We start from the raw sequence: 14,491 nt of genomic DNA, 5'->3' as shown, positions 1-14,491 counted from the left end.
ACCACACCGCCCCTTACGCGGCCGGGGCCTCCGCCGGCGTCGTCGCGCCGTACACGGCGGTGAGGATGCTCTCGACCCACTGGATCAGGGCGTCGTCCGGCAGCGCCTGGTCGTGCGGACGCGGCATCGGGATGCTCGCCGCGTTCTGCTGCGGGAACCACTTCGCGCCCGGGAACATCCGCTTGAGCCGCACCTGCGACGAGTCGGCGAGCTCCTTGCCCGCCACGCGCAGGTTCGACCCCATGACCACCACGTCGGACAGGCCGACCTGCTGCGCCATCCGACGCAGGCGGGAGACCTCGACCAGCGTCTGCACGGCCTGCGGCGGCTGCCCGTAGCGGTCGGTGAGCTCGTCGAGCACCATGTCGATGGCGTCCCGCTGGGCCGTCGGAGCCGAGGCCGCTGACAGCTTCTGGTACGCCTCGAGCCGGAGCCGCTCGGACTCGACGTAGTCCTCGGGGATGTGCGCGTCCACCGGGATCTCGAGCCGCAGCTCGGTCTGCCCCTCGGCCACGTCACCGCGGAACTGCGAGACGGCCTCGCCGATCATCCGGAGGTACAGGTCGAACCCGACGCCCGCGATGTGCCCGGACTGCTCGCCGCCGAGCAGGTTGCCGGCGCCGCGGATCTCGAGGTCCTTCATGGCGACCTGCATGCCCGCGCCGAGCTCGTTGTTCGCCGCGATGGTCTCGAGGCGGTCCTGTGCGGTCTCGGACAGGGGCTTCTCGGAGTCGTACAGGAAGTACGCGTACCCGCGCTCGCGCCCTCGGCCGACACGACCGCGCAGCTGGTGGAGCTGCGACAGCCCGTACTTGTCGGCCTTGTCGATGATGAGCGTGTTCGCGTTCGCGATGTCGAGGCCGGTCTCGATGATCGTCGTCGACACGAGGACGTCGAACCGGCGCTCCCAGAAGTCGACCATGACCTGCTCGAGGGTGCTCTCGGACATCTGCCCGTGTGCCACGGCGATGCGGGCGTCCGGCACGATCTCGGCCAGGTGCGCGGCGACGCCCTGGATGTCCCGCACGCGGTTGTGCACGTAGAACACCTGGCCCTCGCGCAGCAGCTCGCGGCGGATCGCGGCGGCCACCTGCAGGTCGGACTGCGGCCCGACGAAGGTCAGGATGGGGTGGCGGTCCTCGGGTGGGGTGGCGAGGGTCGACATCTCGCGGATCCCGGTGACCGCCATCTCGAGCGAGCGTGGGATCGGGGTCGCCGACATCGCCAGGACGTCGACGTTCGTCTTGAACTTCTTCAGCTGGTCCTTGTGCTCGACACCGAACCGCTGCTCCTCGTCGATGATGACGAGCCCGACGTCCTTGAAGGTGATGCCCTGCGACAGGATCCGGTGGGTCGCGATGACGATGTCGACGGTGCCGTCGGCGAGCCCGGCGATGGTCTCCTTCGACTCCTTCTCGGACTGGAACCGGCTCAGGGCGCGCAGGTGCACGGGGAACCCGGCGAAGCGCTCCTGGAACGTCTCCATGTGCTGGCGGACGAGCAGCGTCGTCGGCACGAGCATGACGACCTGCTTGCCGTCCTGCACCGCCTTGAACGCGGCGCGGATCGCGACCTCGGTCTTGCCGTAGCCGACGTCGCCCGAGAGCAGGCGGTCCATCGGGATGGGCCGCTCCATGTCCCGCTTGATCTCGTCGATCGTGGTGAGCTGGTCGGCGGTCTCGGCGAACGGGAACGCCTCTTCCAGCTCGCGCTGCCACGGGGTGTCCGGGCCGAACGCGTGCCCCTTCGACGCCATCCGCGCCGAGTACAGCTTCACCAGGTCGACGGCGATGTCGCGGACGGCCTTGCGGGCCTTCGACTTGGCGGCGGACCAGTCCGAGCCGCCCATCTTCGACAGGGTCGGTGACTCGCCACCGACGTACCGCGAGAGCTGGTCGAGCTGGTCGGTCGGCACGAAGAGCTTGTCGCCGGGGTAGTTCCGCTTCGACGGCGCGTACTCGAGCACGAGGTACTCGCGCTGCGTCTTCACCGCGTTGCGGCCGCCGGAGCTGACCTCGCGGCTCACCAGTTCCACGAACTTGCCGATGCCGTGCGTCGCGTGCACGACGACGTCGCCCGGCTTGAGCTGCAGCGGATCGACCACGTTCTTGCGACGGCTCGCGAGCTTCTTGACGGTGCGCGCGCCCTGCTGGACGCTCCGGCCGTAGAACTCCGCTTCGCTGAGCACGACGATGCGCGGATCCGGGATGGCGAAGCCGTGCTCGACGGTGGCCGTCGTGACGATGGCGACACCCGGTTCGGGAGGCGCGGGCAGGGCTTCGGCACGGGCTGCGACCCCGGCGTCGGCGAGGACCTGCACCGCCCGCTCGACCAGACCCTGGCCCTGGGCGGTCACCACGACCGCCCACCCGTCATCGGTGAGCGCCTTGACGTGCGCGATCGCGCCGTCGGCGCTGCCCGCGAAGCTCGGCACCGCCTCGGCGCGGACACGGATGTACTCCCCCGCCTCGGCTGCTGCCTCGGCGTCGGTGAGCACGCGCGCGGTGTCGCCTTCGTCGAGACCGGAGTCGAAGGGCGACACCGTCCACCAGGTGCGCTGGCCGCGGGTGTTCTTGAGCTGCTGCACGGTCAGGAAGTTGCCGGCGTCGAGGTCGATCGGCGCCTGGGCCCCGGCGACCGCGGCGCTCCACGCGGCCTGCAGGAACTCGGTGTTCGTCTCGGCCAGGCTGTTCGCCCGACCGTTCACCCGCTCGGGCGAGAACACCGCGATGGTGGCGTCCTCGGGCAGGTACGAGGTCATCGGGACGAGGTCCTGCACGAGCGCGGGGGCGAGGGACTCCATGCCCTCGACCGGGATCCCCTCGGCGATCTTCGCGAGCATCTGGGACAGGTTCGGGAACTCGTGGAGCATCTCGCGCGCCCGCTGCCGGACGTCGTCGCTGAGCAGGAGTTCGCGCGAGGCGGTGAGTTCGACCGAGCCGAGGTCGTCCTCGGTCGTGCGCTGGTCGGCGACCGAGAACGCCTTGACGGCCTCGATCTCGTCGCCGAAGAAGTCGACGCGGACGGGGTGGTCCGCGGTGGGCGGGAAGACGTCGAGGATGCCGCCGCGCACCGCGAACTCACCGCGCCGCGTGACGAGGTCGACGCGGGCGTAGGCCATGTCGACGAGCTTCGCGGCGATGGCGGCCAGGTCGTTGCCGCGCGAGTCGGTGCGCAGCACGACGGGTGCGAGCGAGGTCAGGTTTGCGGCGATCGGCTGCAGCGCTGCGCGGACGCTCGCCACGACGATGGTGGTGCGGCGGTCGGCGGCGTCGGCAGTGGACCAGGACGCGAGCCTGCGGAGCGTCGCGATGCGGGTGCCGACGGTCTGGGCACTCGGGCTGAGCCGTTCGTGCGGCAGGGTCTCCCACGCCGGGAACTCGAGGACGTCGGCGTCGGGGACGTAGCTGCCGAGGGCGTCGCGGACCGCTTCGGCTTCACGCCCCGTCGCCGTGATGACGAGCACGCACTGCGGCCCGTTCCGCTCGGCGAGCAGCGCCCCGAGCAGCGGGACCCGCAGGCCGTCGACGACCGAGAAGTCGGCGTCACGAGGCGCGGCACGGAGCACGCGATCGAACGCGGAGGCGCGCGAGAGCGCAGGGATGATGCCCGAGATCGTCACTCAGGAGATGGTACCGGCCCCCACCGACACCGCCCGCGTGGTGCGCGACGGGCGAACACGGCCGGGATCGACCAGCGCGGTCAGGACGGCGCGTGCACCCGCTGCTGCGCGGCGACGAGTCCGACCTCGGCGATCGCCTCGACCGCGTCCGCGGCGTCGGCCAGCAGGATGGGCAGCGACTTCTTCTCGGCTGCGGAGAAGTCACGCAGCACGTAGTCGGCAGGGTCCTGACGACCGGGCGGACGACCGATGCCGACCCGGACGCGCGAGAACTCGTTCGTGCCGGTGGCCTTGATGATGTCGCGCAGCCCGTTGTGCCCGCCGTGACCCCCGCTGCCCTTGAGGCGGACGGTGTCGAACGGCAGGTCCAGCTCGTCGTGCACGACGACGAGGTCGGCCGGGGTGGCGCTGTAGAACCCGAGGACCGACGAGACCGGTCCGCCGGAGGTGTTCATGAACGAGCCGGGCTTCGCGAGCACCAGGCGCGGTCCGCCGGGCACCAGGCGCCCCTCGGCGACCTGGTTCGGCGTCTTGTGCTTCTTGAACCGCGCACCCATGCGGGCAGCGAGTTCGTCGAGGACCATCTGGCCGACGTTGTGACGGTTGCCGGCGTAGTCGGGCCCGGGGTTCCCGAGTCCGACCACGACCAGTGTTCGATCCGCCACAGCGTCGACCAGATGCCTTCGAAGGGGTGTTACTCGGAGTCGACCGGCTCGGAGCCGCCCTCGGCACCGGCTTCGGCACCGGCCTCGGCCGAGGCCTCGTCCGCAGCGTCGTCGTCAGCGGTGCCACGCGGGGTGACGATCTGCACGACGAGCGCCTCGCCGTCGGTCTCGAGCTCGGCGCCCTCGGGGAGGGTGAGCTCGGCGGCCGTGATCTGCTTGCCGTCCTCGAGGCCCTCGACGTCGACGACGACGTGCTCCGGGATGTCGGTCGCGAGGACCAGCAGGGAGACGGTGTTCAGGTCCTGCACGTGGATCGTGCCGGAGAAGGACTCGCCCTCGATGACGACGGGCACGTCGACCGTGACCTTCTCGCCGCGGCGCAGGACCACGAGGTCGATGTGCTCGATGATCTGGCGCACCGGGTCACGCTGGACGTCCTTGACGAGGGCGAGCTGGGCAGCACCCTCGATGTCGAGGTCGACGACCGCGTTGGCGGTACGGACGAGCAGCATGGTCTCGTGACCGGGCAGCGAGATGTGCTTCGGCTCCGTGCCGTGGCCGTAGACCACTGCCGGGATCTTGTCGGCGGCGCGGAGCTTGCGCGCTGCACCCTTGCCGAACTTGGTGCGGACGTCCGCTGCGAGCTTCGTGTAGTCGGCCATGGTGCCTCCTGGTCTCGGGGGTCGACACCGGCGGTCCGGCATCGTGGGGGTCTGTGGTGTTGCAACTCGAACGCGTGCACGCGTGAGGAACGTTCCCTACTGGGCCGGGTCTCCCACCGCGTCGATCACGGCCGCTGTCGCGGCCCTCGCCGAAGTCAATCACCGACTCTACCAGCACCCGCCGGGCGTGTCGTGCCTCAGTGCCCGGCGGCCACCGCTTCCTTCGGCACCCTGAGGAACGAGAGCACCACGAAGGCGAGGACGTAGAGCCCGACGAACGTCCAGACCACGCCGCCGGGCCCACCCCACGGCAGGACGGCGCTGACCACGGCGTTGCCGAGGAAGGTCGCACCGCCGGCCGCCGTGGCGTACATGGCCATCGCGGCGCCGCGGCGCTCCTCGCCGGCGAAGGCGGGGACGATCGCGCCCATGGGCGTGAACCCGGCGAGCATGATGCCGAACACCGTGCCCGCGGCGGTGGCGAGCCAGAAGCCCCACTCGGAACCGGCCGGCACCAGGTGCGGGACGTACCACCAGGCCAGCAGCCCGATCGCCGAGGCGCCGATGCCGAACCACTTGACGGTGCGGATCCAGCCGATGCGGTCGCCGAGGGCGCCGAAGAAGGCGTTGAACAGGATGTTGCCGGCGTAGACGATCACCGTCATCGTGAGCCACTTCGACTGGCCCCACCCGAGCTCGGTGCCGATGATCGCCGGCATGATCACGAACATGCCGAACTCGGGCGCCGTGTTGACGAGCCGGATCAGGACGGCGAGCAGGACCTTGGGGCGCGTGATGCAGACCTCGATGCCGCTGGCGATGACCCGTGCGGCGGAGTGCGAGCGCGGGGCGATGCGGCCGAGCCCGGTCCGCTCGTGCACGCCGAACCGGACGATCACCCAGCCGGCCACGACCAGGACGAGCGACAGGGCCATCGACCACGTCTCACCCGTGTGGCCGCCGCCGAACGCGGGGATGCTGCCGATCGCGATGAGCGAGCCGAGCGTCGGCAGGCCACCGGTGAAGACGACGTAGAACCAGCCGACGGCCGTGGCGTTCCGGTCCCGCGCCACGGTGTGGTTCACCCAGCAGAGGAACGAGAAGGCGAACAGCGGGAAGCCGAGTCCGCGCAGGAAGTACGTCAGGGCGATCAGCCCGACCGACCCGGTGGGCAGTGCCGCGAGGAACGCGACCTGGAACACCACCCACAGGACGGCCCCGATCGTCATGACGCGGCGCGGGCCCCACAGCTCGGAGAGCACGCCGGCGAAGTAGGACGCCACGAGGACGGCGACGCCGTAGATGCCGATGACCATCGCGGCGCTGTCCGTACCGCCCGAGCCGAGGGCAGCGGCGATGTGCGGAGCGATGAAGTTCGACTCGATGCCGTCGCCCGTCATGAAGACGAGGACACCGAGGAAGCCCCAGCGCAGCGGGTGCGGGATGCCGAGGCGGGCGATGAGGCCCTCGCGCCCGGCAGACGGTGGTGCGGTGGCAGGTGGGGCGGTCGTCACGCCGTTCGGCGGGGTCATGGTCGTGGTGCGGTTGGTGCGGGGTTCCGACATGTGTCGTCTCTCCTGGAGGGGCCCCGGAGTGCTCGACCCGGCATCGCGGCATGTCTCCGGGGTGCGCCGCGCGCCACGCACCCGACCGCCCGCGCAGTGGCTGCGGCCGGTCGGGGCGTCGGCGATGATGCGAGTCCTGTACCCGGGGCGCCCCGTGCTGATGCGGAGACGGATCCCGGCGGACCATCGCCGGCCCGAAGCATGGTGTCCGACGTTAGACCGCTCCAACACTGCTCGTCAAGAACGACAACTGTTGTGTAACGATCGGCGGTCGTGCCGCGCGGAGGCGGTCGTTCCGGGCGTAGTGGGTCGTTCCGGGCGTAGGTGGTCGTTCCTTTTGGCCGAGTACGCCCGATTCGACCTTCCATCGCGCGCGTGATGGGAAGGAACGCTCCGCGAGGCTCAGCGACCGAGGCTGCGCCGGTGCTCCTGCGCGGCCGCCAGCAGCTCGCGGGCGTCGTTGCTCGCGGCCTCGGCGGCGTCGCGAGCACGTTCGAGGGCCTCGATCTCCGCGGTCGCCCGATCGAGCTCGCGCTGCAGGTCGGCCCGACGCTCCTCGGCCTGCTCGAGGTCCGCCTCCGCGGCGTCGAGTGCGGCATCGGCGTCGCGCGACTCGCTCCGGGCGGCGGTCTCCGCCTGGCGTGCGGCCTTCCGCTCAGCGGCCGGGTCACGCTTCGGCTCGGGCTGGGCGTCCGGCTCCGGTCCGTCCTGGGGTTCCGCCTCCGTCGACCGGGAGGCACGGCTCGCCTTCCGCGCGCCCCTCGCCTGGGTGATCGGGATGGGTGGGGCATCGCTGCCGGACCAGGCGTCGGGCACCGCGTCCGGATCCGCGAGCGCCCCGTCCAGGTCGACCGCGTCGAACCCCACGCTCTCCAAGGGCGTCACGAGCAGCCCCGAACGCACGGCGGCTCCGGCGTGCGGGTCGGCCATCGCCGCCTCGATCGTCGCGCGCACCTGGTCGAGCACGGCCGACGTCGCGGGGTGTCCGGCGTCCGAGGCGAGGTCGGCCCCGGCCTGCGCCAGCGCCTCGATCACCTCGGAGCGTTGCTGTCGGAGAGTCCGGATCTCGCCGGGGTCGGCGTCGGCCTGGGCCTTGCGGAGGGCTGGCCCGAGGTCGACCGCGTCGTCGAGGGCGCCGTCGTGCGCGAGCAGGTCCACGACCCACGCTGCCGGGGCCGGCTTCCGGAGCTTCCCGATCGCCGCCGCCAGGGCCCGGTCGTCCTTCCGGACCGCACGCTGGCGGGCCGTGCGCTCGGCGACGAAGTCCCCCGGCGCGACGAGCAGCAGCTCTCGGGCCACGTCCGCGAACTCCATGCCCCCAGCTTGCCCGCGATCCCCTCAGTACCGCTCGAGACGGTCCGCCCGGAGCACCGGGGTATTCGCCGGAGCTGTCACGGTGTACCCGAGTTCCCGGAGCGCCGTCGCCGCGACTTCGGGAGCGTCGTGGACGCCGACCGCCGTCTGGATCGAGCGGAACCGCCGTCGACCGGCGGCGAGTACGTGGCGGGCGTCCTCGGCGTGATCGATCCCGAACTCGTTGACGAGCATCTCGAGGACGTCCTCGATCGATGGTCGGTGCCGATGCCCGCCGAGCGGGAAGTGCAGCGTCGAGATCCGCGTGATCTTGCCGTTGGCAGCGTCCTTCGCGCGACGTTTCCCTCGCTTGGTCCGGGCCATGAGCATCGCCCAGATCACCTCGTCTCGGTGCGCGTGGATGTTCAGGTGCGCAACGGGAACCGACTCGATCGAGTCGCGGACGTAGTCGAAGTGGAAGAACGGCTCGGCGACCTGCTCGACCGCCACGGCGAAGGAGGACTGTTCGACGGCGAGGGAGTTTCCGGTCGTGTTCCACCGACAGCGGAACTGGACGAGCAGGCGGAACATGACGTGTCCGTCGACGGTGAGCGGGACGCCGATCGGATCAGACTGCGAGATCGCGACCTGCGGCCGCGCCGGCGATGTTCCGACCTTGACGTCGAAGGACACCGGCGCGCCGAGGACTGCAGAGAGTGTGTCGATCAGTTCTTGTGCGAACCCCTGGACCCGTGCTGCGAGGTCAGAGGTGCGGTCAGTCATCACCTTCGAGGAAGTCGAGTTCGTCGAGGGCGCGCAGGATCGACTGCTCTTCGGGGTCGAGCTGGAACGTCGCCCCCTTCTTGCGGAGGTCTGCCAAGGGCATGTGCGCGAGGGCAAGCAGGCGTGAACGCTCGATCGCGATCGAGCTCCTGTCCATGAAGGTCACCGTCGGAACCATGTCGTCTCCTTCCACTTGTTGCAGGAACGATACTGCCGGAGGCCACTGACGCAACGGTTTCTGTATGCATGGCGACCGCGAGGTACGAGCACCTCGCGGTCGCGGCGGGGTCACCAGTCGTGGACGGTGCCGTCGGCCAGACGGTTGAACGGCAGGTAGGCCTGCTCGTACGGGTACTTGCCGGCCTCGTCGACGTCGAGGCTGACCCCGAGGCCGGGCTCGTCACCGGGGTGCAGGTAGCCGTCGGTGAAGGTGAAGGTCTGCTGGAACACCTGGTTCGTCTGCGGCCCGTGCTGCATGTACTCCTGGATGCCGAAGTTGTGGATCGCCATCCCGAGGTGCATCTGGGCGGCCAGGCCGACGGGCGAGATGTCGGTCGGCCCGTGGAACCCGGACTTGATCTGGTACATCGCGGCGTAGTCCATCGTCTTCTTGAGCGGGGAGATGCCGCCCATGTGCGTGACGGCTCCGCGGACGTAGTCGATGAGCTGGTCGCGGATGATGTCCTTGAAGTCCCAGATCGTGTTGAAGACCTCGCCGATCGCGAGCGGCGTGGTGGTGTGCTGACGGACGAGCTTGAGTGCCTCTTGGTTCTCGGCGGGGGTGCAGTCCTCGAGCCAGAACAGGTCGTAGGGCTCGAGCGACTTGCCGAGCTTCGCGGCCTGCAGCGGGGTCATCCGGTGGTGCCCGTCGTGCAGGAGCGGCAGTTCGGGTCCGAACTCGTTGCGGACGGCCTCGAACACGGTGGGGACGTGGCGCAGGTAGGCGCGGGTGTCCCAGTCCTCCATGGCGGGGAAGGCCCCACGTTGCGCCGGCTCGAAGTCGTACCGGACGCCCTCGTTGCCCTCGGTGGTCTTGTTCGACGCGATGCCGTAGATGCTCTCGAGACCGGGGACGCCGGTCTGCACGCGGATCGAGCGGTAGCCCTCCTCCTGGTGCTCGCGGATCGAGTCGAACAGCTCGGGGAGTTCCTTGCCGGAGGCGTGCCCGTACGCCATCAGCCCGGTGCGGGATGCACCACCGAGCAGCTGGTACAGCGGCATGCCGGCGACCTTGGCCTTGATGTCCCAGAGCGCCATGTCGACGGACGCGATCGCCGCCATCGTGACCGGGCCGCGGCGCCAGTACGACGAGCGGTACAGGAACTGCCAGGCGTCCTCGATGCGGCTGGCGTCGCGGCCGATCAGCAGCGGCACGACGTGCTCGGACAGGTACGCGGCGACGCCGAGTTCGCGGCCGTTCAGCGTCGCGTCACCGAGGCCCGTGACACCGTCTGCGGTCGTGATCTTCAGCGTGACGAAGTTCCGGTTCGGGCTGGTGACGATCACCTCGGCACGCTCGATGAGCTGGCCGCGGTCGGCCGACGCCCACGTGTCCGGACGCCCGGAGGTGTGCCCGGTCGCCGCGCCGGTGTCGGCGGCGCCCGGCACCGGGGCCGCGGGGTTCGTGGTGGTGTCGGTCATGCGTGGACTCCTTCGTCGGTGCTCGTTCGGGCGGTGCTGGTGGTGGTGCGTGCGGCGGTGCTCGCCGCCCGGATGTCGTCGGCCGCCGCGGTGATCGCGTCGACCACGTCGGTGGTGTCGAGGTCGGGGGCGATGACGCGCAGCACGTCGCGCACGTCCGAGTCTGCCCCGGGGGCTCCGTCGTCGTCCACGAGGTCGGGCTGCGTCGTGACGTGGAGCCACCACGCGGCGATCGCGGTCGCGGCGCCGGGCCCGATGCCGGCGGACGGCTCACGCTCGAGTCGGTGCCGCACGACGTCGACGACCCGGACGGGCAGCTTCTGCGATCCACCGGAGGCGATCTGTCGCAGGGTGTGCCGGATGCGGGGGTTCTGGAACCGGTCCACCAGGGCGGCACGGGCGTCCGTGACCTCGTCGGCAGGCAGGGGCAGTTCGCGGGCGGCCTCGTCCCACAGCTGCTCGACGGCGGCACGGCACACCGGGTCGTCCACGGCCGCGGCGACGGTCTCGTGCCCGAGCTGGAGCCCGAGGTACGCGAGCAGCGAGTGCGAGCCGTTCAGCAGCCAGAGCTTCCGCTGCTCGTACGGGGTGACGTCGTCGACGATGCGCACGCCGGCGGTCTCCCACGCGGGGCGCTCGATCCCGTCGAAGGCGTCCTCGAGCACCCACTCCGCGAAGGGCTCGGTGACGACGGGCACCCGGTCCCCGGCGAGCGCTCCCGGCAGGGCGGCGAGGCCCTCGACGTCGGCGTCGGTGGTCGCGGGGGTGATCCGGTCGACCATCGACGACGGGAACGAGACGTTCGCCTCGATCCACGCGCGCAGTCCGGGGTCGGTGGTGGCGCCCAGCACGGCCTCGCGCAGCACCGCGCCGTTGTGCGTGAGGTTGTCGAGGCTGACCAGCGCGATGCGCCCGCCGCCGGCCGTCCGCCGGGCGTCGAGCCCCGCGACCAACCGGGCGGGGACGTCGGAACCGGACCGGTAGCCCTGCTCGGTGACCGTCAGCGTGACGATGGTGGTCTCCGGGGACGCCACCACGTGCCTCCAGGCCGTGTCGTCGCTGCCCGGGTGGGCGGCCACGATCGTGTCGACCACCTCGGCGGCGTCGCCGGTCGCAGCACGCGTGACCAGCGTGTACCGGCAGTCCTGCGCGGTGAGGGCGTCCGCCGCCGCGGGCGAGCGGCCGGTGAAGGCCGTGATGCCCCACGGCTCCCCCGTGGTGTGGGCCGTGTACCAGGCGAGGTGGGCGCGCGCGAACGCACCCACCCCGAGGTGGACGATGCCGGGGCGGCGATCGGTCATGCCGACACCGGGACGAGGGAGCGCAGGTACGCCAGGTTGTCGGCGGTCCGGGCCTCGAGGGGCAGGTCGGTGGAGAAGTCCTCGATGGTGACCCAGCCGTCGTAGCCGACCTGGCGGAGGGCGTCGAGGTACTCGGAGACGGACGCCTGCCCGGTGCGCAGCGGTGCCCACTCGTTCTGCCAGATCGTGCTGCCGTCGGCGCGGGTGTCGCCGGTGTCGACCCAGCGGGCGTTCTTCACGTGGGCGTGCGCGAGGTACGGGCCGAGGAGCTCGAACGCGGCGAGGTGGTCCTCCTGGCCCTCGATGACCAGGTTGCCGAGGTCGTGGATGACGCCGATGTGCTCCGGGTCGAGGCCGTCGACGAGCCGCAGCGCCGCCGAGGCCGAGGGCGTGATCGTCATGTGGTGCAGCTCGACGAGCGCCTTGACGCCGAGCTCGGTCGCCCGGGTCACGGCCCACTCGAGGTCGGCGCGGGTGCGGTCGAAGATCTGCCCGTACGTCTCGCCGGTGCGTTCCTTCTCCTGCCGGTACATCGGCATCGAGATCCGGACCTGGCGGGCGCCGAGCTCGCTCGTGACGCGGAACATCGTCTCGACGCCCTCGTGGTCCGACGCCTGCTGGTACCCGCCGATGCCGGAGTACTCGAGGCCGGCGGCGTCGGTGATCCGCGCGATCTCGCCGACCTGGTCCTGGATGCCGGTGAACTGCCACGTGGAGTTGTTGCCGGCCCAGAACGAGCGACCGGCGGGCACGACGGTGCCGTCCGCGGGGCGGTCGTCGACGATGCGCCACTCGACGCCGTCCCAGCCCTGCTCGGCCAGCGTCGAGGCGGCCTGCGACGGGGTCCAGTCGGGGGTCGAGGCGGTGAACACGGAGAACTTCATCGGACTGCTCCTTCGTGGGCGCCCACCACGGGCACCACGTCGTCATACTTGCCCTCGATCACGTCGTCGATCCGGACGGGCTGCCCGAGCGTCGCGCTGACGTACAGCCCGCGGACGGTGGCGAGCGACACGAGGGCCGCGTCGACGGTCACGCCGGGCTCACGGCCCTCGCGGATCGCGGCCACGATGTCGGTGTACTGCCGGCCGTGCCCTGCGGCGAAGTGGTCGGGCTCGGCAGGGCCGCCGACGACGTGCTCCGGCGGGACGACGTCGTCCTTCTGGTCGACCGCGCCCGCGACCGCCGAGGCGTTCGAGGTGGTCGACGCGGACTCGAGCGTGGCGGCGTCGGGTGCGATGTGGAAGTAGGCCAGGCGGTCGTCGTCGACGATCGCCGACCCGTGCGTGCCGTACACGGCGTAGCGGGCGGAGAGGCCCGGGTACGCGGCGGTCGTGCAGTGGATGACACCGAGCGCGCCGCCGGCGAACCGGACGGTGGCGACGGCGGTGTCCTCGACCTCGATGCGGTCGTGCGCGAGCAGCCCGGTCTGGGCCGAGATCTCGACCGGACGGCCGAGCGCCCAGACGAGCAGGTCGACGGTGTGTACGCCCTGGTTCATCACGGCGCCACCACCGTCGAGCGCCCAGGTGCCACGCCAGTCACCGGAGTCGTAGTAGCCCTGCGACCGGTACCAGGCGACGCTCGCCAGGCCGGAGGTCACGGTGCCGAACCCGCCGTCGTGGGCGGCTGCGGCGACGGCGGCCGAGGCCGGGTCGAAGCGGTGCTGGCTGATGACGCTCGTGACGAGTCCACGCTCGCGTGCCGCTGCGGCGAGCGCGGCGATCTGCCGGGCCCGGGGCATCGTGGTGTCGAGGGGCTTCTCGATGACGACGTGCTTGCCGGCGGCCAGGGCGGCCTCGGCGAGCTGCACGTGCATGCCGGAGGGTGAGCAGATCGCGACGACGTCGATGTCGGTCTGCGCGATCGCCTCCTCGATGGTGGACGTCGTGACGGGGCGGGTGACGCCCATCGCCTCGATCTCGTCGGCGGCGCTCGTGGCGGCGGCGGGGATCGCGTCGACGAGGGCGACGACCTGCAGGTCCGGGTGGTGGACGGCGACCGTGGCGTGGTGGCGTCCGATGACGCCGGCGCCGACGACTGCCAACTTCAGTGGGGTGGTCATCGCAGGGTGACTCCGATCTGATCGGTGAGGGTGCGGAGGGCACGACCGGCGCGACCGAAGGCCGCGGGGCCGGAGAACCCGCCGAGGGAGGTGAAGTCGCTGAGATGCGGCTCGAGCGAGGCGTAGCCGGAGTACCCGGCGTCGCGCAGCGCGGTGAGGGTCTGCAGCAGTTCGCCGTCGCCCTCACCCGCGGGGACCACCGACGAGTCGGCGGCCAGGGCGTCCTTGACCTGCAGGTAGTCGACGTAGGGCGCGAGCTCCGCCCACCCGTCGGTGAACGGCTTGACGCCGCACTGCACGTAGTTCGCGTTGTCCCAGGCCAGTCGGAGCGCCGGGGACCCGACGCTCTCGACGATGTCGAGCACGCGCGAGGGGACGTCGCCGTAGATGTCCTTCTCGTTCTCGTGCAGCAGGGTCACGCCCTCGCGTGCGGCGAGGTCGGCCAGGGCGCGCATCCGGACGAGGACGTCGTCGCGGACGTCCTCCGGCTGCCGGCCCTCGAAGTAGAACGAGAAGATCCGGATGTTCGTGGTGCCGAGGGCGTGCGCGGCGGCGATCGCGCGACCGAGCCGTCCGACCTCGTGCTCGACGGGCTCGTCGACGGAGACCTTGCCGATCGGCGAGGCGATGGCGGACACGGTCTGTCCGCGCTCCTCGAGCAGGCGGTGGAGTCCGGCGAGCTGGTCCTCGTCGAGGTCGACGACGTTGACGCCCCAGGCGCTGCGGACCTCGATGGCGCTCGCGCCGAGCGCCTGCAGGACCGCGACCTGGACGACGGGGTCTGCGTCGATCTCGTCGCCGAAGCCGGAGAGTTCCCACGTGGGCTGGTCGGTCATGGTGTCCTTTCGTGTCGGACGGGAGGCGCGTGGCGGGGCCGCCACGGGCCTCCAGTCC

Annotated in this window: 12 protein-coding genes; all 12 read right to left on the bottom strand. The window is 71.0% G+C overall.

Annotated features, from left to right (window positions below):
• Positions 1-13 precede the first annotated feature (13 nt).
• The 12 genes from mfd to ITJ69_RS03365 all read right to left on the bottom strand — a co-directional run bounded on the left by mfd (position 14) and on the right by ITJ69_RS03365 (position 14,433).
• Entirely contained in the window at positions 14-3,622 is a 3,609-nt protein-coding gene (gene mfd, locus ITJ69_RS03420; protein ID WP_194672011.1) for a transcription-repair coupling factor, read from the bottom strand.
• Between the two features lie 80 nt (positions 3,623-3,702).
• Positions 3,703-4,287 (bottom strand): aminoacyl-tRNA hydrolase, encoded by a 585-nt coding sequence (gene pth / locus ITJ69_RS03415; RefSeq protein WP_133938503.1) that lies wholly within the window; start codon positions 4,285-4,287, stop codon positions 3,703-3,705.
• A gap of 29 nt (positions 4,288-4,316) precedes the next feature.
• Complete coding sequence (locus ITJ69_RS03410; protein ID WP_123294728.1) at positions 4,317-4,949, bottom strand: 50S ribosomal protein L25/general stress protein Ctc; 633 nt, start codon at positions 4,947-4,949, stop codon at positions 4,317-4,319.
• A 197-nt stretch (positions 4,950-5,146) separates the two neighbouring features.
• The gene (locus ITJ69_RS03405; RefSeq protein ID WP_228504710.1) at positions 5,147-6,514 is read right to left on the bottom strand and encodes an RbtT/DalT/CsbX family MFS transporter; all 1,368 of its coding nucleotides are present in this window, start codon (positions 6,512-6,514) and stop codon (positions 5,147-5,149) included.
• A gap of 402 nt (positions 6,515-6,916) precedes the next feature.
• Positions 6,917-7,828 carry a hypothetical protein gene (locus tag ITJ69_RS03400; protein WP_194672010.1) on the bottom strand — a complete coding sequence of 304 codons (912 nt, stop codon included), beginning with the start codon at positions 7,826-7,828 and terminating at the stop codon, positions 6,917-6,919.
• A 24-nt stretch (positions 7,829-7,852) separates the two neighbouring features.
• The gene (locus ITJ69_RS03395) at positions 7,853-8,590 is read right to left on the bottom strand and encodes a hypothetical protein (protein WP_194672009.1); all 738 of its coding nucleotides are present in this window, start codon (positions 8,588-8,590) and stop codon (positions 7,853-7,855) included.
• A complete protein-coding gene (locus ITJ69_RS03390) occupies positions 8,583-8,768 on the bottom strand; it encodes a hypothetical protein (protein ID WP_131845273.1) in 186 nt (61 codons plus the stop codon). Before ITJ69_RS03390 ends, ITJ69_RS03395 begins: the two co-directional genes overlap by 8 nt.
• Before the next feature lie 110 nt (positions 8,769-8,878).
• Positions 8,879-10,231, bottom strand: a complete 1,353-nt coding sequence (gene manD, locus ITJ69_RS03385; RefSeq protein WP_228504708.1) for a D-mannonate dehydratase ManD — start codon at positions 10,229-10,231, stop codon at positions 8,879-8,881.
• On the bottom strand, positions 10,228-11,532 hold the full coding sequence (locus ITJ69_RS03380) for a mannitol dehydrogenase family protein (RefSeq protein WP_159573647.1): 1,305 nt from the start codon (positions 11,530-11,532) through the stop codon (positions 10,228-10,230). The genes manD and ITJ69_RS03380 overlap by 4 nt, the downstream gene beginning before the upstream one ends.
• The gene (locus ITJ69_RS03375; RefSeq protein ID WP_194672008.1) at positions 11,529-12,416 is read right to left on the bottom strand and encodes a sugar phosphate isomerase/epimerase family protein; all 888 of its coding nucleotides are present in this window, start codon (positions 12,414-12,416) and stop codon (positions 11,529-11,531) included. The genes ITJ69_RS03380 and ITJ69_RS03375 overlap by 4 nt, the downstream gene beginning before the upstream one ends.
• Positions 12,413-13,597 carry a Gfo/Idh/MocA family oxidoreductase gene (locus ITJ69_RS03370; RefSeq protein ID WP_194672007.1) on the bottom strand — a complete coding sequence of 395 codons (1,185 nt, stop codon included), beginning with the start codon at positions 13,595-13,597 and terminating at the stop codon, positions 12,413-12,415. Before ITJ69_RS03370 ends, ITJ69_RS03375 begins: the two co-directional genes overlap by 4 nt.
• Positions 13,594-14,433 (bottom strand): sugar phosphate isomerase/epimerase family protein, encoded by an 840-nt coding sequence (locus tag ITJ69_RS03365; RefSeq protein WP_194672006.1) that lies wholly within the window; start codon positions 14,431-14,433, stop codon positions 13,594-13,596. The genes ITJ69_RS03370 and ITJ69_RS03365 overlap by 4 nt, the downstream gene beginning before the upstream one ends.
• Positions 14,434-14,491 lie beyond the last annotated feature (58 nt).

It is taken from the genome of Curtobacterium sp. VKM Ac-2887 (assembly GCF_015350935.1).
In the GTDB taxonomy this organism is placed as follows: Bacteria; Actinomycetota; Actinomycetes; order Actinomycetales; family Microbacteriaceae; genus Curtobacterium.
Note: the sequence above shows the minus strand (reverse complement) of the source record. Positions and strands in the feature narration are given on the sequence as shown.